Raw genomic sequence first — 25,035 nt, forward strand, 5'->3', positions numbered from 1 at the left:
TTTTCCCAATCTAAAATCTAAAATCTAAAATCTAAAATCTAAAATGGTATTAGGGGCTGTCCGCCGAGTTCGAGGGATTTGCTCAAAGCGCTGAGAATGCCGATTAATTCGACGGAGGCGGAGCCGGAAGAGGTAGGGCAGGGTGTATTTGTTTGCACGCAGTTGAGGAAGCGATCGCACACTCGCCGCAGCGGTTCTACTTCTTCTAAACTCAACACTTCGCGACCTTTGAGGCTAGTAGTTTTCTGCGGTGCGATCCTCTTCGAGGGCTTCGCTAACGCACTTTCAAAAGAGTTATGCTCTTCGCCCCCGCAATTGTGATTGCCGCGCTGCAAAATCAGGGGAGTTTCTGGGGACATTTCGTCAAAAATCAAGGTTCCCAAACTGCCAACAACTGTTAAGCGCCGCTGTTTGTCTGGATTTAGCCAGCACAGGTGAATGAATGCTTGAAATCCGTCGGGATAGGTAAGCGTTACCCAGACTAAATCGGCTAGTCCTTCTGAATAATTCGCAGTCATCCGTGAAGAAGCAAATTGATTTTGTATTTCTGCTGCTACTTCTTTATTTATTCCCTCTTCCCTCTTCCCTCTTCCCTCTTCCCTCTTCCCTCTTCCCTCTTCCCTCTTCCCTCTTCCCTCTTCCCTCTTCCTTCGGAAATACAGTGCCCATCGCGCTTACTTGAATTGGAGTTTGTTCGAGCCAAGTATTGAAAATAGCGATATCGTGAACGGCCAAGTCCCAAAGGGCATCAACGTCATGGCGCACGGGTTCAAAATGCGTGCGCTGGGCGTAACCGTAGCGCAATTTTCCGAGTTGATGCTGTTGAATAATTGTTTGGCCTCGATCGACTGCTGGATGAAACAGATAAGTGTGGTCAACGAAGAGCTGCCGCTGCTGTTTTTCGGCTAATTGGCAGAGTTCTATGGCTTCAGTCAGGTTGAGGGCGAGGGGTTTTTCTGCTAAGACGTGGTAGCCTTGTTGCAGCGCTGCTGCTGCGAGGGTGTAGTGTGTGGAAGCTGGAGTGGCGATCGCCACAGCTTCCAGTCCCGGCAATGCTTGGACTTGAGACCAATCGGTAGCTAGAATCACCGAGGCATCGAAATTAAACTGTTTTTGAACGGCCGCCAATGAATCTCGATTCGGGTCTACCACCGCTAAAACTTGGCTGTTGGGATGTTCGAGAAAGTTGCGAATTAGGTTAACTCCCCAGCGACCGGCACCCAATACAGCTATTCCGATTTTCATTGATTATAATTTCAAAAATCGCACAGCAATTATAGCATATTTTGTTATTATTATCTATGTTTTAATTCAAAAAAATCACTGTTGACTGTTGGCAGTAGTTATTGGTTATTGCTTGTGGGTAAGCTGCTACGCATTTAAATTGAATCCAGATCCGGGCTCTCCTGCCCGTTCCACAATTATTGTAGAAAAATTGACTTTCAAATTAGATGCACAACAGCTTAGCAGCTAACAAATAACAAATAACCAATAACTGATAACACCAGTCAACTGTCAACTGTCAACTGTCAACTGACTACCAACTAATTTATTGAAAGCTGCCTGAGCCGCTGCTTGTTCCGCCGCTTTGATCGATCGACCTTTTCCCTCTGCTACCAACTTTCCCTGAATGAGAACTTCTGCTGTAAAACGATCTTCCCCGCCCTGCACAGTCCCGGTTTCTTGCACGCTATATTTGGGCAAAGTTTTGTATTTCCCTTGAGTCAATTCTTGGAGAGCAGCTTTGTAGTTTTGGCGGGCCGGATCGCTGCGGATTTCTGTCGCTAAGCGTTGAAAGTGAGAATCTAGCCAAGGCCGAATTAATTCTAAGCTCTGGGTACTCAAATAAAGCGCAGCCAGTACCGCTTCCAAAGCATCGGCCAGTCGGGGTTCAGCGCCTGTTTTGTCCGAGGCGGCGCTGCTGGAAACAATTAAATAGCGATCGAACCCGTAACTTTCAGCGATTTTAGCAAGAATGCGATCGCTCACCAAGATCGATCGAATAGCAGCAAATTCCCCCACTGTACAGTCGGGATAAATCTCAAACAACAATTCCGAAGCCGTCAGCCGCACGACTGCATCGCCGACAAACTCTAGTTGCTCGTAATTTGCCTTAGCTGACGCGCTCGCATGAGTCAAAGCTAAATCGAGGAGATGCCATTTTATCGCAGCATTCTTTGGCAGTCCCAATTTTTGAATTAATGTTTCAAGTTGCTTTTGGCGACCCGGATAAATCATACCATTTTAGATTTTAGATTTTAGATTTTAGACTTGCGAATAACTCATGAATCGCCTGGTTGGAAGCTTGTCAAAAGTTGCGTTCTTTTTTGAAATCGATATCAAATTCATATTAATAATAAAAAAATCATTGAAAAACTAAATATTTGTCCGGGTGCTTGTGGCGAACCTTACCTAAAATCAGGCAGGTCGAAAAGATTTGTCGGCCTTATTCCCAAGCGGTAATTTTACAGTCCTGGACGGACCGACTCTACCTGTAGGGCGATGCACACCGCATCTTACAACTACAGATAGTTTAAAAAATGATTCCTTGCATAAGTCCTATTTTAATTAAATTGAGGGGGGAAAAAGTCGGACATAAGCCGGGTTCTGTTCTCTCAACTGCAAGCAATTTTCGAGGGCAGTTATCTATCTGGGACGCCTGTTACCAGACGCCTCAAGCGGTACCAAAAAACGGAACTGGTAAAAAACCAACCATAGTCCCTCCGACCTTGCTCCCAACTGGGGTTTACCGAGCCAGCACCTCTCAATGCTGCTGGTGCGCTCTTACCGCACCTTTGCACCCTTACCCCCTAACACTTTGCGATTTTCGATGCTCGATTTTTGATGCAATCTCAAATCTCAAATCTCAAATCTCAAATCGGGGGGCGGTATCTTTCTGTGGCACTATCCTCACGATCGCTCGCACTGGGCGTTACCCAGCAAGTTTGGTTTTTCGGGAGCCCGGACTTTCCTCAGACAAGCTTTCGCTAATCCGCAACCGCCTGCGCCTACTTTTTCCCCAGATTTATTGTACGCGATCGTTCGTCAATCAATTTAGGATTTTAGATTTACGATTTTAAGTTGTCGCCCACTTAATTTTGACATTTGTGTTTATTCAAACTCTTGTGCGGGGGGTTGCAAAGCCCGCCCAACAATTAAATTTCAATGCAAATCTCCTTAACTCCACTCTGATCAAATCCGGTAGCATCGGAATTAATATAACCCGAAATCAGGACACGGCGCCGTGCCGTGTCCCTACAATAAATCTGGCGCGCAAGAAACGGCACGGCGCCGTGTCCTCGCTTATCATTCCGGCGCAGGAATTGATATCACGGATGAATCTGGAAACTTAAAATTTTTGGATTTATCACAGGGCTTCAACTAGGGGCAGGAAACCTTTGTCCATAACAGGATTTTGAATTATTCACTCCCTATCCCAAATCTCCAATCTCAAGTCTTAAATCCGGTTACTTTACTGACTCATCTTTCACATTAGAAAAGTTTTCAAACCAGCCGCGCCGCCAGAAGAAGTAAACTAAAGCCGAGGCGATCGCTACCATGATCGCCCAACAAAGCGGATAGCCAAAATACCAATTCAGTTCCGGCATATTCCAAGGCGATTTCTCTGTATTGAAATTCATCCCGTATACTCCCGCCACAAAAGTTAGAGGAATAAAGATACTAGAAATTACTGTCAGCAGTTTCATAATTTCATTCATTTTATTGCCAACCGATGACAGATAAACATCCATTAAACCCGAAGACAGCTCTCGATAGGTTTCCACCATATCCATCACCTGCACCGTGTGATCGTAACAGTCGCGCAGGTAAATTCGCACCTCGGGACTAATCAAATCACTGCTATCTCGAATCAAAACATTAATTGCATCCCGCTGCGGCCAAATGGCGCGGCGCAGCGTCAGCAATTCTCGCCGAATTTTATAAATTTTTTCCAGGGTTCTGCGGGTGGGGTTCACCACCACTTCATCCTCTAGTTCTTCAATGCGCTCTCCGTACATTTCTAATACTGGGAAGAATCCATCTATAATCGAATCTAACAGAGTATAAGCTAGATAATCTGCTCCGTGTTTGCGAATAATTCCTTGTCCTTTACGAATGCGATCGCGCACGGGATCGAAACAATCATAGTCCGGTTCTTCCTGAACAGTTAGCAGGTAATGTTTACCCAAAAGCAAACTAACTTGTTCTTTGTGAAAATTATCTGAATTCGGCTTAATCATCACCATCCAGGCAATGATTAAAATATGATTTTCGTAATTTACAACTTTAGGGCGCTGGGGTACATTAACCACATCCTCTTGAGCCACAAGATGCAAATCAAACACTTCGCCCATTTGAAGCCAAGTTTCTTGATTTCCCAATCCCAACACATCAACCCAAGAAACAGATGCTGTATCTAAATACGCAGCAGCTTCTTGAGGATTTGCCAAGTGGGCGCGAGTAGCTGCTGTCTCGCAATAGTCAATTAATACAATCTCCGGAGGCGGCGCATCGGGTTCTAAGTCGAGAGTTCCCGGCGGTGCCCCCGGATCGTCATAAAAATAGTCAACGTAGGAATCATCATCATCATCATCATCATCATCTTTAATTGGTTTTGCAAATGCACTAGAACTATGTATGCTTTTGTATACCATGCTCGTATTCCTGACTTTTAGAACCTTGAATTAGATTATCATTTTTTTCGTGCGACTACCAATTACCACTTACCAATTACTAATTACCAATTACCTCTGCCGAATTGGAATCTCGATCGCGAATTCGCTTCCCTCTCCCGGCGCGGAAATGCACCGCAGCGTGCCCCCGTGTCTTTCTACCACAATCTGATAGGAGATAGACAGTCCCAAACCTGTACCTTTGCCCACTGGTTTAGTAGTAAAAAACGGGTCAAATACCCGAGATTTAACAGACTCTACCATTCCCGCCCCGTTATCGGAAATTGCGATCGCAATCCGATTGTTATCCAAAACCTCCGTGCGAATCCGAATCCAAGGCAATGAGTCGCAACTTAAAGGTAAACTTGGAAAATCTTGCCGTTCTGTTTCCGAAGCAGTCGCCAATTCCAGCTTCCTATTCCTGACATCGGCTAAAGCATCAATAGCATTATTTAAAAGATTCATAAACACTTGATTTAACTGTCCTGCGTAGCACTGTATCGGTGGCAAATTTCCATATTCTTTAACTATTTCAATATTACGATTTCTGCCATTTTCTTTAAGTCTGTGTTGCAATATTAACAGAGCGCTATCTATTCCTTCGTGGATATTAACACGCTTTATATCTGATTCTTCGAGGCGGGAAAAGTTGCGCAAAGACAGAACAATTTGGCGAATTCGCTCGGCTCCGGTTTGAATTGAATTCAGTAGGTGTGGAAAATCCTCTTTCATAAATTCGAGTTCTATCTCTTCAGCAAACTCCGAAATTAAAGAAACAGGTTCCGGGTAATGTTCTTGATACAAATTGCACAGTTGCAGCAAATTTTTGGCATACTCGCTAGCGTAAATGATATTACCGTATATAAAACTGACAGGATTATTAATTTCGTGAGCAATTCCCGCGACTAGCTGTCCCAAACCAGACATTTTTTCCGCTTGAATTAGTTGAGCTTGAGTCCTTCCTAGCTGTTTCAATGTTTGCTCTAGCTGGTAATTTTTATGTTTTAACTGAGATTCAGCCTGTTTGCGCTTGGTAATATTGCGGGCGATAGCGATCGCTTGATTCGAGTTAAAAGGCAGCAATCTCGCTTCATAAGTTTCTTCTCCGGTCGGCATAGGTAGCGAATACTCTAGATTAACTGGAGTTCTGTTTTCGGAAACCTCAAGTATTGCCCGCTCGAATTGGCTGGCCGCGGTTGCCGGCAATATATCGATCATTCGTTGGCCCAGAAAATACTCGGGACTCACGTGCAAATCCGATGAATTTCCTGACAAGTAATCCAAAATAATGCCGTCAGCATCGATTCGGAAATACAAATCCGGCAATGCCAGAAAAACAGCTTCCAACTCCGAAGTTTTTTGGCGCAATGCTTCTTGGGCGCAGTAGCGATCGCTAATATCAACAATCACCCCATCCAAACAGCAAACGTTCCCATCTGCGTCGAACACAGGAGAACCTTTATCCCACACCCATTTAACAGTCCCGTCTGCTGCTAGCAAGCGGTATTCCAAGTTATAAGACTGTTTGTTTTCTATTGCTTGCCGAATAGTGGCTTCTACTTTTACCAAATCTTCCGGGTAAATAATGCTAGCAAAAGTCCTACCTCCCCTGTTCAAAGGCGAAATAAAATCCCCAGCAGGGTAGCCCGTTAGTAAGTAAACCGCATTGCTAATAAAACTTGTCGAAAAATCGCATTGCCAGCGATAAACCACTCCCGGAATATTTGCTACCAAAGACCTAAATCTGGTTTCGCTACGGCGCAAAGCTGCTTCCGATTCATGGCGTTCTGTAATATCGCGAGCGAAAGCTAGCACTGCAAATACATTGCCTTCAGCGTCGCGCAGGGGAAGTTTTTGGGTATCAAAAATATGTACTGAACCGTCTGCAACAGTGGCCGGATCGCAGGGATTGTGGATAATTTCGCCTGCCAGTACAGCAGAGTCGTCTGTGCGGAAGCCTCGGATATTTTTGGCAGAATTTCCAAACACTAGCTCTACTGAAAACCCTAATTCTAAATCTGATTTGCCAATTATTTCTTCTACTCTTTTGCCGATCGCTTGAGCAAAACTCCTGTTGACCAAAATATAGCAAAAATTTTTGTCTTTGGCAAAAATCCAGTCGCTGGTTTTGTCTATTACTGTACGCAGGAGTTGTTCGGAACGTGCGGTTTTTTCCAAAGCTACCTGCAGTTCTAGTTCCAGGCACTTGCGAGCAGTAATGTTTTCAAAAGCAACGCCGACGCAGTTGTTAGGTAATGGAAAAGCTTTAATAGAAAAAGCGCGAGTTATTCGACCGCCTTCATCGCAGTCAATATCTTCAAGTTCTACGGCTTTTTGGCCCAGAATTACCGAAGCAAATGCTTGGGGAATGTTTTTCGATCGCAGGTGGGGAAAAATCTCGTCGATTGTCATGCCCAAAACGTCGGCCATTTCTAATCCGGTAAACAGGGTAGCAGCGGGATTCGAGGCGATCGCCCTGAGAGTGCTGTCATCGTCTATATTTTCTAAATGGTAGACGTACAAACCAATTTGCATATTCTCGACAATTTGGTCGTAGAGGCGCACGCTTTCGTCCACCTGCCTGCGTTCGGTGATATCTTCAGTAATACCTAAAACGTACTGAGGACGGCCTGCAGCGTCGAGAATTGGCACTTTGCGGGTGTGCAGTATTCTCATACCTTTGTGGCGAGTTTGAATCGGCTCTTCGGCTATGTCTTTAACAGTAGACTGGTTGCGATTGCCGGTCAGTATTTCCCTGTCTTGAGCGGTGAAAACATCAGCTTGTTCTTTGGGGTAAATATCGTAGTCATTTTTGCCGATCGCCTCTTGAGAGGTAACACCTGCGATCGTTTCTCCCGCTTTATTCCACAGCACAAATTTCAGGGAGGAAGCATCTTTAGCAAAAACTCCCACCGGCAGATTTTCTACTACGGAATTGAGAAACCCTCTAGCTGATTTTAATTCGGCTTCTGCACGCTTGCGTTCGATGCCTAAAGCGATGACATCGGCAACCGATGCTAAAGTTTCTTGAAAGGGTGGTGTCAGCGGTTGGCTGCTGATAATTACCATAACTCCCACCAGCCGTTCTTCGACAATTAAAGGGTAGCCGGCGAAGGTGAAAATTTGCTTGGGGATTGGACAATTTGCGGGCTTTTGACGGCTGTTGATAATTGCTAATTCGGAACTGTGTGCCGCTGTTGCTTGGGATTCTTCCTGTAGGAGTTCAAAATTATTCAGTTCAAATCCGCAGTCGAATTGCGCTTTTTGCTGTTTGGCGATCGAGTTAACTTTACTTTCAATAAAGCTAGCCCGATCTGCTGTGCGGCTGTAGATTCCCGAGACGGCTTGCAATTCCCAAACATTCTGTTGGGAGTTAAAAATCCAAATTTCAGCAGAGGCGACATCAAGATTTTGCACCATTGCCTCGCAGCAGGGAAGCAGGATATCTTGAGGGTGTTTGGTGAGGGCAATACCGACATCGGCTACCATTGCTGTGAGGCGAGAAGCTTGGGCTTTTTCTGCTTCCAACCGTTTGCGATCGGTGATGTCTTCCACCAAAGAAAGCACGGTAAAAGTGTCGCCGCTGCGAATAATCGAGTTGAACCAGCGACACCAAATTACCTGTCCGCTTTTAGTATAGTTGCGGTTAATTGAAGTATTGCCTCTGCCTGTAGCTAGTTCGAGTTCGATCGCGCTTACAGCCTCTCTATCTTCTTCGCAAACCAAATCTAAATCGCCGAACTGCTTGCCCATCATATCATCGGATGTCCAGCCCAAGATTTCTTCAGCGCGTTTCGACCACTGAACGATGCGAAAATCTTGATCCCAGCCCACCATTGCCAGGGGACTGTTAGCTGCATTCAACCACAGTAAATGGTTGGATCTGCGCAACTCTTGAGTTTTCTGCTGCTGCCAGCGGTAGTGCCTGGTGATATCTCTACCAACGCCGAAAACCCGCATCTGGTTGCTAGAGGCATCCACCGCTGGCGTGTAAGCCGTTTCGTAAATTTTTATCCCGCCGTCTGCCGCCGTCACCTCGTGAATTGCCAGCCTTTTTTTCCCTGTGATCAATACTTGTTGCAGGCAGGGAGCAATCTGGGAGATTATCTTTTTGAGAGGAGCATTATTGGGATATAATTTTAATAATTCTTGATGAGTTTTGTTGACTATTTCAGCAGGTTCCAATCCCATCCAAGCAGCAGCGACAGGATTGATCGATAGGTAGTTTTGCTGTCGATCGCACTCTAGGAAAGCATCAACCGAGTTAGAGAAAAAAGACTGTAACGAGTTGATAACTTCCTGCATGGGTATTTTTCGATCGCTTGCAAGTTAAGCTCTAAAATTTTCCTAAAGTTAGTTTAACTCACTCGAATATTTTTGCGCACTTTACTGCGGCGGTTCCCGGTGCAATTTTTGGTGCAATTTCCTATAATACAAAAATTTTAAGGAAATAGTATTTTTTGGAATATAACTTAATTAGAGAGAGCAGATGCTCTTTTTTTGAACGAGACGTAGCGGATATCAAAGGGAGATGGGGAGAGGGGAAGAGTGGGAGAGTAGGAGAGGGGGAGAGTAGGAGAGGGGGAGAGTAGGAGAGGGAGAGAGGCGCTCAGAAACGCGGTTTTTGGGAAAAATACAGCGTATTCCAGGTTTGTGAAGTGTAGGGACACGGCACTGCCGTGTCCCTACGGGGAAGCTAACGATGGCGGGTGTACTTCATAAATAAGGTGCGCACGGAGCACCCGGAGCGACTGAAGACTACATCATGCCCATGCCGCCCATGCCGCCCATGCCGCCCATGCCGCCCATGCCGCCCATGCCGCCCATGCCGCCCATGTCGCCCATGTCGCCGCCGGCTTTTTTCTTCTCGGGTTTTTCGACAATCACAGCTTCAGTGGTCAACACCATACCAGCAATGGAACCGGCATTCTGCAAAGCCGATCGCACCACCTTAGCCGGGTCAATAATCCCGGCGGCAATCATATCCTCGTACACGTCGGTGAGAGCGTTGTAGCCAATGTTGAACTCGCTCGCCCGCACTCGTTCGATCACGATCGAACCTTCAACGCCGGCATTATCAGCGATTTGACGCAAAGGTGCTTCCAAAGCTTTCTTCACCAAGTCAGCGCCTACTTGTTCTTCGGTGTCTAAAGTATTTCTGATCGCATCTATTTTTGTAATCAGGTGAATTAGGGTCGTGCCACCTCCGGCAACGATACCTTCTTCCACAGCAGCTTTAGTAGCGTTCAGAGCGTCTTCAATACGCAGTTTACGGTCTTTGAGCTCGGTTTCGGTAGCGGCGCCGACTTTAATTACAGCGATGCCGCCGGCGAGTTTGGCGATGCGTTCGGTCAATTTTTCCTTGTCGTACTCGGAATCCGTCGCTTCTAGCTGCTTGCGGATTTGTTCGATCCGTTTTTGCACGTCAGCTTTGTGTTCGTCGCCAGCAACAATGATCGTGTTTTCTTTGTCGATCGTAATTTTGCGGGCGGTACCGAGCATTTCTAGAGTTGCGGTATCGATGCTGAGTCCGACTTCTTCGGAAATCAGTTGACCGCCGGTGAGCACGGCGATATCTTGAAGCATAGCTTTGCGCCGATCGCCAAAACCAGGAGATTTGGTTGCTGCGATGTTCAATACGCCGCGGGCTTTGTTGACTACCAGAGTTGCCAAAGCTTCGCCTTCAATATCTTCGGCGATAATTAGGAACGGTTGACCGGTGCGGGCGATTTTTTCGAGAACTGGAATTAGTTCTTGAATCGAGCTAATTTTTTTGTCGGTAATCAGGATGCGAGCGTTTTCGTAATCAACTTCCATGCGATCGGTGTTGGTGACGAAATACGGAGAAAGATATCCGCGATCGTACTGCATCCCTTCGACAACTTCCAATTCTGTTGTCAGAGATTTCGACTCTTCAACAGTAATTACGCCGTCTTTCGTGACTTTTTCCATCGCTTGGGAAATCATGGCGCCAACTTCTTCGTCGTTACCGGCGGAGACAGTGGCGACCTGAGCAATGGCGCTTCCTTCGACGGGTTTCGCCAATTTCTCGATTTCCAGCACCAAGTGGGCGATCGTTTTTTCAATACCCCGGCGCAGCGCAACTGGATTCGCGCCAGCGGCGACATTCTTCAAACCTTCGCGAATCAGGGATTGAGCTATAACCGTTGCGGTTGTTGTGCCGTCGCCTGCGATATCTTTAGTTTTGGAGGCTACTTCTTGAATTAAGCGAGCGCCGGCATTTTCCAGGGGGTCTTCGAGTTCGATCTCCCTAGCAACGGTGATACCGTCGTTAACGATTTGGGGAGCACCGTATTTCTTTTCCAATAGGACGTTCCGGCCTTTCGGGCCCAAGGTGATGCGGACTGCATCGGCGAGTTGATTGACGCCGCGTTCTAGTGCCCGCCGAGATTTGTCGCTAAATGCAACTATTTTGGTCATGTTTGTCTCCTGTCGCTTACATTAGCAAATTTAGCACTCTCTGAGTCTGAGTGCTAAGCCGATCGATTTTTGATTGTAGCGCGCCCCAACGGTGCGGGGGGTTGTGGGGGCGGATTGGAGATTTGGGCGAGGTCGAACGGTGGCTGAGGACACGGCTAAGGACACGGCACTGCCGTGTCCTCACAGATATAATGTGGTTTGTGACATATCTTGTGGGGTGGGCATCCTGCCCGCCCGTGAAAGGCTGATTGATATTGGTGCAAGATCTCAGTTAGATCCTTTACATCCGCTACATTGCTCGTTGCCGAACTTCCTTCTTCCTCCTTGCTTCTACCTATGGCTCGTTATTCTCGACTGCAAAAATTGGGTGCTTATATGCGCCCCCACTGGAAACCGGCATTCTGGGGCATTGTCTCCCTGTTAATTGTCAATGCTGTGGGCGTTTACATTCCCCTGCTGATTCGCAATGCAGTTGACACTCTGCAAATTGCGACTAAATTTGACCAAGTTTTCAACTACGTACTACTGATTCTGCTACTCGCCTCAATCATGTGGGTGATTCGGATGGCGTCGCGGATTTTGCTGTTTGGCGTGGGGCGTCAAGTCGAATTTGACCTCAAACAGCAAATATTTAATCATTTATTAACATTAGAACCGTCTTATTTTGCAGCCAATACGGTAGGAGATTTAATTAACCGGGCTACTTCCGATTTGGACAATATTCGGCGCTTGGTGGGGTTTGCAGTGTTGAGTTTGGCAAATACGGCATTTGCCTATGCTTTGACTTTGCCGGTGATGCTGGGGATTAATCTAAAGCTAACGCTGTTGGCGATCGCAGTTTATCCTTTAATGCTAGTTTTGGTGCAGTTATTTAGCGACAAACTTCGCATCCAACAGTTAGCCGTGCAAGAGGAACTGTCAGCGATGAGCGATTTAATTCAGGAAGATATGAGCGGGATTTCCGTAATTAAAATCTACGCTCAAGAAGAAAACGAACGCCGAGCTTTTCGCAATTCCAACGCACAGTTGCTATCAGCAAACTTGCTCTTAGCAAAAACTAGAAACTTTATTTTTCCACTGCTGGGCGGTTTGGCAAGCATCAGTTTGTTGGTGCTGCTTTCAGCAGGTGGCGGGGCAATTGCTCAGGGTGAAATTAGCATTGGCGATTTTGTGGCGTTGCTGATTTATGTCGAGCGTTTGGTGTTTCCGACGGCGCTGTTGGGTTTCACAATTACTGCTTACCAGCGGGGAGAAGTGAGTGTCGATCGCATCGAATCAATTCTGACTGTGGAACCGCAAATTAAAGATGGTGTCGGTGCAGTTGAACTGCCAAATCCAGTCAAAGGCGAAATTGTCGCCCGCCACTTAAATTATACCTATCCCGGCGCTAAGACACCCGCGCTTAAAAATGTTAATTTTACCATAAAACCGGGAGAAACTGTCGCAATTGTTGGGGCGATCGGCTCGGGAAAATCAACTTTAGCTAATGCGCTGCCACGCTTGCTAGATATCGATCCGGGTCAGTTATTTGTAGACGGACAGGATATTACTGAGGTGAAACTAACGCAATTGCGCGGGGCGATCGCCTACGTTCCCCAAGAAAGTTTTCTGTTCGGCACTACCATCAAGAATAACATCCGTTACGGGAATCCTTTAGCGGAACAGCCCGAGATTGAAGCTGCGGCAAAACAAGCGCAAATTCACGCCGAAATCCTCAACTTTCCGCAACAGTACAAAACAGTTGTCGGCGAGCGCGGCATTACTTTATCCGGCGGACAGCGCCAGCGGACGGCACTTGCTCGCGCTTTGTTAGTTGATGCCCCCGTGCTCATTTTGGATGATGCTCTTTCCAGCGTTGACAATCAAACTGCTACCGATATTTTGCAAAACTTGGCAACGGGAACCGATCGCAAAACGGTGATTTTTATCTCGCATCAAATGTCGGCGGCGGCCAGTGCCGATCGCATTTTTGTGATGGATAAGGGAGAAATAGTTCAGAGCGGAACTCATGCAGAATTGGTAGGTCAAACAGGGCTTTATCAGTATTTGTGGAACCAGCAAAAATTAGAGGAATTGCTGCACTGAACCTTGGCGATCGTGTCAAACTGTTTGGCAGTCATGACTTGAGTCATTTCAAGCTTTTAAAAATTCTGGCAACACAGAAACAGGCAGCTCCTTCAATTGACCCGATCGCACAAATTCAGCATAAGTATCAGCCTCTATTGCCTGCAAATCCCCTTCGAGTTTGTCGATAGTCATCTGCCGCAGTTCAGGAGATCGATCGTACATTTGGTTGATTTCTGCTTGCAGCAAGTTTAATTTTTCTTGAAGCTGACTCACGAGATGATTGGAAAACTCAGGCTCGATTTTACGATCGCCAGATTCTTCAGATAGATGCTTGAGAACCCGATTGAGAGCAACACGTTGGGCGATCGCCTCCTGATACTGCTGGCGCAACTCCTGGTTCTTCAATAACCCCAATTTTTCCAGCAGCGCCTTGGTGGTTAAACCTTGTACTAGCAGCGTAAATAAAACTACGCCAAACACGATCGCAATAATTTTTTCCCGTTCGGGGAAAACCTCCGGCACGCTCAAAGCTAAAGCAATCGATACAGAACCCCGCAATCCTCCCCACCAAATCACTGTTCTATCGGCTAATGAAATTTCAGATTTGGCCAACCTATTGCTCAACCATCCCAAACCAAAAATAGCGATCGCTCGCGTCACAAACATCGCCGCCACAGTTATGCCAATAACTCCTAAATTCGCTCCCAAACCAGCAAAACTAATTCGATCGCCAATCAGCAGGAACACGATCGAATTTACAAAAAACGCCACAAAATCCCAAAATTGTGTTACCGCCAGTCTGGTGCTGGGTTGCATACCGATACGAGAGCCGAAATTTCCAAATATCAAGCCCATCACCACCACACCAATCACCCCAGAACCACCCAATTCCTCAACAATTATATAAGTACCGTAGGCTGAAACTAAGGTTAACGATTGCTCCACCAAAGGTAAATCAAACCGCTGGGTGAGATAGGAGATCCCAAAACCGATCGCACTCCCGACAGCAATCCCGATTCCCACAAAAGCTAAGAAACGCCCCACCAGAAATGGGATGCCAACTTCATCCGTCCCTAAAGAGAATCCCAGCAAAAAACTAAAGGCAACAACAGCAATGCCATCATTAAATAAACTCTCTCCCTCCACCAGCAAAGCTAGGCGTTTTTCAACTCCCAGTTCCCGGAACAATGCAATAACTGAAACAGGATCTGTAGCAGATGTACTAGCTCCTACCAACAGGGCGATCGCTAAAGAAACTCCAGCTACTTGGTTGAGAGCAACAGCTACGCCCGCAACGGAAATAACAACACCCAAAACCGCATAAAGAGCGATCGGCACTAAATCCCGCTTGAGTTTAGACCATTCCAGATTCCAAGCAGCTTCAAACAAAAGAGGCGGCAAAAAAATCAACAGAATCAGTTCGGGCGAGAGCGACACCAATCGCACATCTATAAAAGCTAAACCCAACCCGACAATTACTAAAAGCAGCGTGTAGGGAATTTGGCGCAACCAGCCCCACAGTTGCGGCAGAATCGCCACACTTAAGGAAACTAATAGCACTAAAAGAAATTTTTTCAGATTGCCCTCGATAGTCGCTTCGTTAATTAGAGTTTCTGGGGTCATATAATTAGGAATAAAATAGTTAAGGATTCGGTTTAGATCGGGACTTATTCAGCGTCGATCGCCGCACTTCTTCAACTTGACTGACTTGAAAAATTAGAGTAAACGGTTGACCCATTTCTTTTTCGACAAATGCTTCTAAAAGCTGGACTTGTTTGGATGTCAAAGCTTCGCTGCTGCGAACAATCAGACGAACCTCCGGCGGTTTTGTCAACCAGTTAGTATCAGTTTTAATCAGTTCCACTCGTTGAAAAGTGATAGTTCGGTTCAGCAACGCCCGCTTCAGACTGGCTTCTAGTTGCGCTTGCTCGATCAATTCCGCAAAACTCACCCCCAGAGGAATCACAAGTAAAGTCGTCAATCCTAGCGCCCACAATAGGGCTTTACCGGCGCGGTGCAGGGGCGTGTAGCCGGCCATTAAAGAGGTTAGCATGCAGGAGAGAGTAATCCCCAGCAAATTAGTAAGATACAGCAGGCTTGCTCCCAGGCTGAGCGACCAATTAGCTTGAGATAATCCTAAACCTATAACACAAATTGGCGGCATGAGAGCCACGGCGATCGCAGTTCCCGCCAGAGTAGCAGAAACTTTGGGCTGAACTTTCGCATAGCCGCAGATTCCCCCAGCGGCGATCGCAATTCCCAAGTCTAGTAATGTAGGTTTAGAACGAGCTAGAACTTCGCTCCCAAAGTCGGGAATTTGTACCAAAGCGCCCAAAAAACAAGCTAGAAAAATTGCTAGCACCGTCCCGACTGCTAATGCAATTAAACCTTTGCGGAAGAGGATAACGTTACCTTCTACCGCTCCAAATGCTAAGCCTCGAATTGGCAACATCAGAGGCGCAATAATCATAGCACCGATAATTACGGCTGCACTGTTGGCAAGCAGTCCAAAAGTGGCGATTATGCAGGAACCGAGAATTAAGACAAGATAGTTAATATCTAGGGTTGATTCTTCCAACAAGTCAACTCGTATTTGCTTTAAATGCTCTCGAGCAATCCTGCTCCTGGTGAAATATTTAAGACGGTATCGAATATTGTTAAGCAAAATAATCTCCTTAAGTCGGGGGCTTGTATCCGTCAAACGATTTTAGCTTTTAGATTTTAGATTTTAGATTCTAGATTTTAAATCTACTCCACAGATTTTAGATTTTAGACTCGATATTTTAGATTCGATATTTTCAATTTACTCCACAGATGAATCTGGGAGGTTGAATAAGAGTCTAAAATTTGGGCTGCTAGCGACAAGAGTCGGGGGCTGCTATCCGCATGCAGGTGCGAGCAAAAGAATCAAAATCCCAGCCAGCAAGTTTTCCAGGATGTCCCAGAATCCGAAAGCAATTGCCGCGCCACTAATACCCAGCAGTTGCACAAAATCCCCTGCCTGGAATGACGGGAGGGCGATGAATAACGCGATCGGCAATAATTGATTTATAATCAAGATATACCAATCCTTGCAGGAGTCGTAAAAAGATGTAGGGGTAATGCCTTTCTTTGCCTACCTCGGCCTCATGGGGCAACCACGGGGGTATGCCCCTACAAGAATTACACAAATGATGCGAGGATTGCTATATATACTCCACCCCAATAATACCGAATCATGCTCGCAGAAGCAAACGCGACACTTTGGCCTAGTCTAATTACTGTTTCAGCATTAATTCTCTACTTCGTTGTTACCATCAACGTCGGCAGAGCTAGATTCAAATACAAAGTTTCTCCCCCGCAGATGACAGGAAACCCAGACTTTGAGCGAGTGGTGCGAGTTCAGCAAAATACCTTAGAGCAAATGATTCTATTTTTGCCCTCGCTGTGGCTGTTCTCGCAATTTATCAGCCCAATTTGGGGCGCAGGTATCGGCGCAGTTTGGATAATTGGACGCATTTTGTTTGCTTGGGGTTACTATCAAGCTGCCGAAAAAAGAGCGGCAGGATTTGGCATTAGTACCTTAGCTACTTTAGCTTTGCTTGGTGGTTCCTTGATTGGCATAATTATGTCGCTGCTGAAGGTTCGATCGTAGCTGGCGATCGACCTAATTGTTTTTCTACTCGTTTCCAGGCTCGGCCTGGGAACCAGTTAAATGTAATAAATGTTAGGAGTAAATATGTCAGAAACCAACAAACCAGTATTTGAAATTAACCCGAAACTTTTTCAGCAGCTTGTCGAGTGGCAAGAAAAAATTGAGCGAGAAGATGAATTAGCAAGCGAGTCAGAAAACGAGAAACCAATTGAGGTAAAAAATCCTCCCGACAGTGATGAACAGCATTCTCAAACAGATAATTTATAGCTGGTGGCTAGCAGTATCTTTGGGATTTCCGGCTGCTGTCTCGGCTCAATCGCTGACACCCAGCCAAACCCAGCAAGTCAATAGCGGTTTGTTTCGTTCTAACTCTCAAGATTTCTTTCAGCAAGGCTATCGCCAACTGGAAAGAGAAATCGCAATTTTGTTGCAAAAAAATGTAACTTCCCAAGGCAATATTCTGGAGATAGATCAAAAATTGCTCTCTCAGATTTGCATTCAAAAAATTCAAATATCCTCGCGACATTCTGATACAATAAGTGCTGCTAGGATTGCCAGTTTTAATGCACAAATGAAAGAGATTTGTCGGGAAAATTAAAATCTTAATGAGGTAACAATTAAAATTTTGCTATTGATGGATAAAGAAGCAATGACCAAATTGAAACTAGCAATGCTGGAAGCGGAAACTGCGGCTCAATTGGCTGCCATCATTATTGATTACACTCATGAGGAAATGATGCTAGTTTTTTATGAGCTAGAATGGGAACAGCAGGCTAGAATTAAGGATATTTGGAAGACTGTTAATTAAAGTAGATTGGTGGAAATCAGAGGTTTTAATTTTTAACCGCAGATGTAAACCGATAGACGCAGATGAACGCAGATTTAATTTTGTTAGTGTTCGCTGTGTATAACAATCTTAATTTGTACACAGCGAACAATGACATATCTAAACTAGGGATTCGAGGCATAATTGGCGGAAATGATCGCCCCGTTGCTCGAAATTTTGGTATTGATCGAAGCTAGCACAGGCTGGGGAAAGCAGCACTACTTTAGCATGATTTTGTTTGCCTAATTCTGCTGCTCGCGGGATTGCTCTTTCCATTGTTTCGACTATTTCCCAAGCGTTGTAATTTGCTTGTTTGAGCCGATCGGCAAAAATACCTGCCGCATCCCCAATTAGCAACACCCCAGCAGCTTTCGCCTTGATTGTATCAATCCAAGCGCGATCGTCCCCTTCTTTGGCGTCGCCGCCCGCAATTAAAATCGCCGGTGCGCTTACAGAAGCCAACCCGACTTGGGCGGCGTCGTAATTAGTAGCTTTGCTGTCGTTGATGAAATCTATCCCTTCCCAAGTGCAGATGTGTTCGAGGCGGTGCGAAACTCCGGGGAATTTAGCGATCGCCCGGGCGATCGCACTTTTATCTATCCCCGCTAAATTAGCTGCAGCCACCGCCATTAACAAATTCTGCAAATTGTGTTCTCCCACCATCCGCAAAGAATCAGCAGGCAGAATTTTCTCGCTTTGAGCTATTACCCAACCGTTTTCGATGTACGCTCCAAAAGTGCGATCGCCCAACAGTTCTTTTTCACCTTTGACACTCGTCCAACACGCATCCGGCCAAATGTCAACTCCTTGCTGCCGCAAACAAGGATCGTCGCCGTTGATTACTTGCAATTCAGATTTTTTCAGCAAATGCGCTTTAATGCTGTAGTAATTTTCCAAAGTTTTGTGGCGGCTGAGGTGATCCGGCGTCAAAGTCGTCAAAACTCCGATGCGCGGCGCTACAAATGGCGAGGATTCTATCTGATAGCTGCTAATTTCTGCGATTACCCAATCTGGCTGTTTTTCGGCTAAAGCTAATTCACACGCAGCATAGCCAATATTGCCGCAAGCGGGAGCGTAAAGCCCGGCCTCGGCAAAAATAGCAGCAATTAAAGCAGTAGTAGTAGTTTTGCCGTTAGTGCCAGTAATTCCCACCCAAGGAGATTTGAGGTAACGCCACGCGAGAGCCATTTCTCCGATTGTTTCAATGCCTAACTCTCTGGCGCGCACTAATGCTGGACTGTCCCAGGGAACGCCCGGACTTACTACTATTAATTCTATAGATTCGACTGGTTCAAATGATTTACCTAACTCAACTTTAATTCCTTCGTTAGCGAATTCCTGTTGCTGTTCGAGCAAATTTGGGGAAGATGAGCGATCGCTCAGCGTTACTTCCCATCCTTCGCGTTTTAGCAGTCTGGCGGCGGCAATTCCTGATTTTCCGAGTCCAATGATATGAGCGATCGGCATAAGTTGTGTGTGTGATGGAGCGAATTTCCCTGGTTTTATAAGTTTATATTTTAACCTTGAATTGGTTATTGACTATTGGCCATTTTGCTTATTTTTTAAGAGAGCGATCGCACGCGATATTTATTTGTAAGGAAACGGCACTGCCGTGTCCTCTTTTGTGATTTCGAGCGACCTTTTTTTGAGTTTTTCAAGGAGTGCGTCTTTCAAGTTCTTCAATTTTTCTTCTAACCGGACAATCTCTCTGGATAAACAGCGAAGCTGATATGACGATCCGGCCGCAGTAAGCGCCACCAGTACAAATAAATATCTCTCCTTCATCAGAGGGTTTTCTTTATATACTAGATAGTATATGGTAACAACGAGTGGCCCTATCCAAAAATAGGCGTTTGACATTTGCGCCCATTTACGAATCAGTTGTTTCACATTCATTGTTCATATCTTCCCTTTTCAAGAGCGAGGCAGAGCCTCTGGATATGGGTTCCCAGGCAGAGCCTGGAAACCAGTTAAATTCTTCAATCTAAAATCTAAAATCCAAAATCTAAAATCGATTGACGATCGCCCCAAAGTCAGCCAACACCCGCGCGTGATTCCGCAGCAAACCCAGTAAATTCAACCGATTTTGCTTAATTTCCGGGTCAGAATCCATCACCAAAACGCTTTCTGGCCCGTCGAAAAAGTTGCTGACAGTCGGAGCAATCTCAGTCAAACTATCTACCAACTGCTGGTAATTGCGAGTTTGTTTGGATAGCAGCGTTTGCGGCACTAACTGCACGACTGCATCGTAAAAAGCTTGTTCAGACGACTTTTGAAATAGTTCTGGTTTCACCGCCGTTTTCGGTTCCAATTCAACTTTATCCAAATCACCTTGAGCCGCCAAACGAGTTGAACGGTTGACTGTTTCGTAAATTAGATCCAAAGTCTGGTTATTGCGGATTTCTTGCAGAAAAAGTGCTCTTTCCAGTGCGTCCAACAAATCTCTCAATGCTCGTTCCGTATATTCTGGGTCGTTTTCTCCCAAAACTGCATTTACCAAATCGTAATCTACATTCTTTTCTTCTTGCAACAAAGTCCGAATTCTTTGCAAGAAAAACTCGTATAACTGCGATAGCAACTCCGCAGGTGTTTCTGGGCGCGCTGCGGTAAATTCGGCAACCACTTCTGCGAGCAACTTGTGCAAGTTTACTGGCAACTGAGCAGCCCAAATAATGTTAGTTATTGCATTGGCGGCGCGGCGCAAAGCGAAGGGATCGGATGAACCAGTCGGCAACATTCCCAAGCCGAAGATGCTGACTAATGTATCTAATTTGTCGGCTATTGCGACAACTTGACCTGTGAGAGTTTGGGGTAAATGGTCGCCCGCACCTTTTGGCAAATAATGTTCAAAAATCGCTGTGGCTACTGTTTCCGATTCGCCACTTGCTAAGGCGTATTTCTGCCCCATGATTCCTTGCATTTCGGGAAGTTCGTAAACCATTTGGGTTACGAGGTCAGCTTTACAAAGTAAGGCTGCTCTTGCTATGTAAGCTTGTTCTTCGCCTGTGATTTGCAGTTGATTGGTGATGAGGCTGGCAATCTTGCACAGGCGATCGACCTTTGCGCGCACAGTCCCTAAATCTTCCTGGAAAGTAACTGTTGCCAACTTCGGCAAATAATCTTCTAGAGGCTTTACCAAGTCTGCTTTGTAGAAAAACTGACCGTCTGCCAATCTCGCCCGCACTACTCGCTCGTTACCGGTGGCAATAATCGAGGCTTTAGCGGGATCTCCGTTGGAAATTGTAATGAAATAGGGCAGAAGTTCGGGATAATCGGGGCTTTTGAGGATGGGAAAATACCGCTGGTTTGTCACAATGATTGTGGTGATTACTTCCGGCGGCAATATCAAAAATTCCTCGTCAAATTTACCGACAACTGCGTTTGGCCATTCTACTAAGTCGGTGACTTCTTCTAACAAATCTTCGGTAATGTCGGCGTAACCGCCTTGTTTTGTTGCTGCGGCTTCTACTTGTGCTTTAATTTGATTTTTGCGCTGGGTTCGATCGACCTCAACGCAAGCAGCCCGCAGACATTCGACATAATCCTCGGCTTGGGGAATAGAGACAGGCTGCGGATGTAACACCCGGTGTCCTTGGGAAATTCGATCGCTCTTGACCGTATCCGAACCGCTGACCAATGTAATTGGCAGTACAGTATCATCCAACAGTGCCACGAGCGATCGAATCGGGCGCGGAAACTTCAAATCTCCGTCGGCCCACCGCATAAATCTTTTGCCTTCTAACTTATTAATCCACTGCGGCACAAGTTCTGTCAAAATATCCGCGGTCATCCGCCCCGGAATCTTTTTGAGCACAAACACAAAATCGCCTTTATCGGTAGCGCGAACTTCCAAAGCATCAATTTCGACGCCCTGCTTTTTCGCAAAACCTTCGGCTGCTTTCGTCGGTTTGCCATCTTTAAAAGCCGAACTTGCCGGCGGCCCTTTTACCTCTTCTTCTCTATCTAATTGCTGAACTGGCAGTCCTTTCACCAGAACTGCCAAACGCCTCGGAGTAGCGTATACATTAATTGAGTCATTTGTCAAGGATTCTTCTGCCAGCGTTGCAGGTACAAGTCGCTGCCACTGCTGGGCGCTGCTTGCGACAAAAGATGCGGGCAATTCTTCTGTACCGAGTTCTAATAAAAAGTTAGGCATATCGCACCGTAATGGAATTTTGTTTAGGGTAATTTAAGGTAATTTATCCGATCGCGCGATCGTATATCTGAAAAATACTCAAAAATCCAGGATACCACGTAAAATCGGGGGTGAAAGACAATATTCTCGACAGCCCATGACCTTGGCGGAAAGACTAGGACAAGATTGGAAATCTCGACTCGAACAAGATTGCCCGCAGGAGAGTTCTAGCACTCGCGAGAGTGTTGTCCGCTGGCTGTTGGGAGACAATCCCGAAAGATTTGACACTCTTAGCCCAACTCAATTGTCTGTTGCCTCTGGGGCGATCGACTTTTTATATCGAATTTTGATTTCTCGGTATCTGGGAGTACCCCCAGAAAAAGCTTACCGCAACTTGATCGGGCGGCTCGGCGGTTTAGTTGTGCTCCGGCAAAAAATCCAAGCGTGGGTTTCCCTGAGTCGCGACAGACAGCGGAGTGCGGTGGAGGTACTGCAAGAAGTGATTCAGGAAATGCTCAATTCCGATCGCTACCTGCAGCAGCAAGTCGCCTGGATTGCCGAATGCACCTCAGACAAACGCCTGCGAAATGCTTTGCTGCTAGCGAGCACAGAAGAATACTGCTTGCGGCCGATCCGCAACCAGCCGCTGCTGGTGTACCGTTTTGTCAACTACCTGCGGCGTGCCCAGCGGGGGGGGTTGACGCAAGTGCCTGCTGGAGACTGGGTGCGGCTGGTGTCGGAACAGGTTCTACCCGACGATACCGACGAACCGCTCAGCCTGCTAGACGAACAGGCAATGTCCGAGTACCGAGAAAATCAAGCTTGGGAAGAGCAGCAAACTCAGCGGCAGATTGTCCAACAAGAATTTGAGAATTACTTGGCCGCACAAGTCGATCCGCTGGCTTCCCGGTGGCTGCAGCTTTACCTGCAAGGTCGTTCCCAAGAGGCAATTGCCGAGGAGTTGAAGGTTCCGATCAAGCAAATTTACCGCTTGCGAGAAAAAGTCAGTTACCACGCGATTCGCGTTTTTGCGGTCAAACAAGCACCGGAATTAGTCGCCAACTGGCTGGAAACTTCCCTCCAAGAACACAGTTTGGGCTTGACTCCCGCTCAGTGGCAGCAATATTTACAAAACCTCACGCCGGTGCAGCGGCGGTTGGTAGAATCGCTCAAAGCAGGGAAAAGTGTAGAGGCGATCGCATCTGAATTAAAGCTGAAAACCAATCAAGTCATCGGCGAGTGGAGCAAACTCTATTTAGCAGCTCAATCCCTCCGCAATTCCGTGTCGTCCGTCGAAGGTTAACGGCAAGGGAATTAATGACGATCGCTGCTGCGTAGGATAAGATACTATCAGCGCGATCGACTTTTGAGGATTTTTTAATCAATCCTAAATTAAGCGGTTGCCCGTAAATCATGGTGCATCTGTAATACTTGCGCATTAAAGACGTAATTCTGTCGTTGCCAGCCACGGGAATCAATCTCGCGCGATCGATGATAGTTGGTCAAGAGTGCGCCAGTCATCATCTAGTAGTCAATCTTTTGGTAAAATTTGAGGCTGCAATACAGAACGGAGAAAATACTGGGACTAAGGATTTTTATTTAATAAAAGCTTCCGGTTGTTAGAGCAATTCCTCCGTCAAGGAAGTTGCAGCATTGAACTTTTTGGCATCAGGTTGGTGCGTCGCGCTCGATCGCGCTTCCGACTACAGAGCAGCTAATGATACATACATCTTCAACAGAATCCGCAGCTACAATGGACTCCGATCGAATATTTCAACTAATCGACACAGTTGTCCCCTTTGAAGCTTGCCTTTACTATCAAGTTTTGCCTCTATCTCTAGAAGGTAATCTGTTTAAATTGGGCGTAGTCGATGCCCAAGATGACTCCGCCTTGGACTACGTGCAGCGGATTTTAGCTTACATGAATTGCTCAGTCACAACTGAGCCAATTGCATCGGAAACTCAGCGCTCGATGCTCTCAGCTTACTTGCTGCACGGGAGCCAGCTCAGAACGCCCAGCCAGACTGAAACCGCAGCAGCCCCAACACCCAAAAATCCCGCACCAGTAACTTCAGGCCCCAAAGCAGAAACCCTGCTGTCTGGGCCCGAACCCTCGATTCCCGCTCGCGAGCGGTTTAAACCAGTCCCCGCAGCAATGACACCTGCCGGGGCTGAGGTTTTCCCGACGCCTGCAAAGCTGTCGGTTTTGGATGTCGAGGCCTTGCACTTATCAAGCCCTGTCCAAGTTTTGGCAACTTTGCCCGCGCCCCAACTGCTGCAAGAATTGCTCGGTAGAGTGCTACTAGAGGGTATCGGCCGCCTGTTTTTTGAGAGGCACCAGTCCCAAGGGCGCATTCTTTGGAGTCAAGACGGGGTTTTAAAATCGATGCTCGAAGGTATCGAACCCGTCCTGTTCCAAGATGTCATCAACGAGTTGAAGCGGCTGACAGATATGCCTGTTTGCCCGGTGGAACAGCCCCAACAAGTCGAAGTTGAACGCATATATCAAGAAACTCATTTGCTGTTGCGCTTGCGGGTAATGGCGGTGGGGGGCAAGGAAGAAGCCACGCTGCAAGTTTTGCGCGGGGCAGCTTTGAGGTTTTACCAGCAGCAGCAGTTGTCTAATTTGAGTCGGGACGCGCTGCGGCTGGCCAAAGAATTGCAGCGAAAAGTTAATCTAATGCGCGATCGAACTCGGCTTTCTCCTTTGCCTTTAGAGGGATTGCCCGCTTTGGAACAGGTGATTAGAAATCTTGACGACCAAATTGAAGCTTTGATGCACGAACACCATCCCCACCAGCGTTAATTAGCCATAGATGACTGTTTTCGCGATCGGACTCGCTGACCTCAAACTCTGTTTCTTCCTATATTTATCCTTTATTTATTAGTCTGCGCAGACGAAAGTTTGTGCAGTAGGGATTTCGTATCCAATCTGTTAGCATCGGAATTATTCAGATATTTCTTCTCTTCCTCTGCGTCAATCTGCGTCAATCTGTTGTCCGGGGCGGTTAATACATTCTCTTTTTAGCAACCGCAGATGAGAGGGCAGATAAACACAGATTAACGCAGATTAATTAGCTCAATTCCGGTTGCACGGTCTGCGGTTGATTGTTGACTGGATTTTACCCCCGACGATGCAGCGCGGAATTGATTTCAATTGCCTAGTTCGATCGAGAGGTTTCTAAGGAATGAGAATTAAATAACTTACAATTTATTGTTCTTGTGGGATGGGCGTCCCGCCCGTCCAGAAAGGACGGGC

At 46.4% G+C, this 25,035-nt stretch carries 16 protein-coding genes, 1 other RNA gene and 1 pseudogene; 7 read left to right on the forward strand and 11 right to left on the reverse strand.

Going from position 1 to position 25,035, the window contains the following annotated elements:
* Positions 1 to 38: 38 nt before the first annotated feature.
* From QUA99_RS23560 to groL, 6 genes and pseudogenes are all read right to left on the reverse strand, one after another.
* Positions 39 to 1,245: pseudogene (locus QUA99_RS23560) on the reverse strand (Gfo/Idh/MocA family protein).
* Between the two features lie 270 nt (positions 1,246 to 1,515).
* Positions 1,516 to 2,238, reverse strand: coding sequence for a ribonuclease III (gene rnc / locus QUA99_RS23565; RefSeq protein WP_333241400.1), 723 nt, complete (start codon positions 2,236 to 2,238; stop codon positions 1,516 to 1,518).
* A 343-nt stretch (positions 2,239 to 2,581) separates the two neighbouring features.
* Positions 2,582 to 3,015, reverse strand: an RNA gene (rnpB, locus tag QUA99_RS23570) — RNase P RNA component class A.
* Positions 3,016 to 3,467: 452 nt separating this feature from the next.
* Positions 3,468 to 4,655, reverse strand: coding sequence for a magnesium/cobalt transporter CorA (gene corA / locus QUA99_RS23575; protein WP_333241398.1), 1,188 nt, complete (start codon positions 4,653 to 4,655; stop codon positions 3,468 to 3,470).
* A gap of 90 nt (positions 4,656 to 4,745) precedes the next feature.
* Positions 4,746 to 8,978, reverse strand: a complete 4,233-nt coding sequence (locus tag QUA99_RS23580) for a PAS domain-containing protein (protein WP_333241397.1) — start codon at positions 8,976 to 8,978, stop codon at positions 4,746 to 4,748.
* 453 nt (positions 8,979 to 9,431) lie between these two features.
* Positions 9,432 to 11,114 carry a chaperonin GroEL gene (gene groL, locus QUA99_RS23585; protein WP_333241395.1) on the reverse strand — a complete coding sequence of 561 codons (1,683 nt, stop codon included), beginning with the start codon at positions 11,112 to 11,114 and terminating at the stop codon, positions 9,432 to 9,434.
* Positions 11,115 to 11,450: 336 nt separating this feature from the next.
* Between groL and QUA99_RS23590 the strand changes: the two genes are divergently transcribed.
* Positions 11,451 to 13,199 carry an ABC transporter ATP-binding protein gene (locus tag QUA99_RS23590; protein WP_333241394.1) on the forward strand — a complete coding sequence of 583 codons (1,749 nt, stop codon included), beginning with the start codon at positions 11,451 to 11,453 and terminating at the stop codon, positions 13,197 to 13,199.
* Positions 13,200 to 13,247: 48 nt separating this feature from the next.
* On the opposite strand, the gene QUA99_RS23595 is transcribed toward QUA99_RS23590, so the two are convergent.
* Both QUA99_RS23595 and QUA99_RS23600 read right to left on the reverse strand, forming a co-directional pair.
* Complete coding sequence (locus QUA99_RS23595) at positions 13,248 to 14,804, reverse strand: sodium:proton antiporter (RefSeq protein WP_333241392.1); 1,557 nt, start codon at positions 14,802 to 14,804, stop codon at positions 13,248 to 13,250.
* A gap of 19 nt (positions 14,805 to 14,823) precedes the next feature.
* Entirely contained in the window at positions 14,824 to 15,759 is a 936-nt protein-coding gene (locus QUA99_RS23600; protein ID WP_333241390.1) for a DUF389 domain-containing protein, read from the reverse strand.
* 639 nt (positions 15,760 to 16,398) lie between these two features.
* Here QUA99_RS23600 and QUA99_RS23605 point away from each other — a divergent pair.
* The 4 genes from QUA99_RS23605 to QUA99_RS23620 all read left to right on the forward strand — a co-directional run bounded on the left by QUA99_RS23605 (position 16,399) and on the right by QUA99_RS23620 (position 17,623).
* On the forward strand, positions 16,399 to 16,815 hold the full coding sequence (locus tag QUA99_RS23605; RefSeq protein WP_333241389.1) for an MAPEG family protein: 417 nt from the start codon (positions 16,399 to 16,401) through the stop codon (positions 16,813 to 16,815).
* Between the two features lie 84 nt (positions 16,816 to 16,899).
* A complete protein-coding gene (locus tag QUA99_RS23610) occupies positions 16,900 to 17,082 on the forward strand; it encodes a hypothetical protein (protein WP_333241387.1) in 183 nt (60 codons plus the stop codon).
* Complete coding sequence (locus tag QUA99_RS23615; protein ID WP_333241413.1) at positions 17,051 to 17,413, forward strand: hypothetical protein; 363 nt, start codon at positions 17,051 to 17,053, stop codon at positions 17,411 to 17,413. Before QUA99_RS23610 ends, QUA99_RS23615 begins: the two co-directional genes overlap by 32 nt.
* Before the next feature lie 51 nt (positions 17,414 to 17,464).
* The gene (locus QUA99_RS23620) at positions 17,465 to 17,623 is read left to right on the forward strand and encodes a hypothetical protein (RefSeq protein WP_333241386.1); all 159 of its coding nucleotides are present in this window, start codon (positions 17,465 to 17,467) and stop codon (positions 17,621 to 17,623) included.
* 138 nt (positions 17,624 to 17,761) lie between these two features.
* Here QUA99_RS23620 and murD read toward each other — a convergent pair whose 3' ends face one another.
* The 3 genes from murD to glyS form a co-directional block, all read right to left on the reverse strand.
* Complete coding sequence (gene murD, locus QUA99_RS23625; protein ID WP_333241384.1) at positions 17,762 to 19,108, reverse strand: UDP-N-acetylmuramoyl-L-alanine--D-glutamate ligase; 1,347 nt, start codon at positions 19,106 to 19,108, stop codon at positions 17,762 to 17,764.
* 120 nt (positions 19,109 to 19,228) lie between these two features.
* Positions 19,229 to 19,537, reverse strand: coding sequence for a hypothetical protein (locus QUA99_RS23630; protein WP_333241383.1), 309 nt, complete (start codon positions 19,535 to 19,537; stop codon positions 19,229 to 19,231).
* Between the two features lie 109 nt (positions 19,538 to 19,646).
* On the reverse strand, positions 19,647 to 21,797 hold the full coding sequence (gene glyS / locus QUA99_RS23635; protein ID WP_333241381.1) for a glycine--tRNA ligase subunit beta: 2,151 nt from the start codon (positions 21,795 to 21,797) through the stop codon (positions 19,647 to 19,649).
* 136 nt (positions 21,798 to 21,933) lie between these two features.
* On the opposite strand from glyS, the gene QUA99_RS23640 reads away from it, so the two are divergent.
* Positions 21,934 to 23,079, forward strand: a complete 1,146-nt coding sequence (locus QUA99_RS23640) for a HetZ-related protein 2 (RefSeq protein ID WP_333241380.1) — start codon at positions 21,934 to 21,936, stop codon at positions 23,077 to 23,079.
* Positions 23,080 to 23,493: 414 nt separating this feature from the next.
* Positions 23,494 to 24,582 carry a hypothetical protein gene (locus QUA99_RS23645; protein ID WP_333241378.1) on the forward strand — a complete coding sequence of 363 codons (1,089 nt, stop codon included), beginning with the start codon at positions 23,494 to 23,496 and terminating at the stop codon, positions 24,580 to 24,582.
* Positions 24,583 to 25,035: the final 453 nt, after the last annotated feature.

The organism is Microcoleus sp. F10-B2 (genome assembly GCF_036704965.1).
Classification (GTDB): domain Bacteria; phylum Cyanobacteriota; class Cyanobacteriia; order Cyanobacteriales; family Microcoleaceae; genus Microcoleus.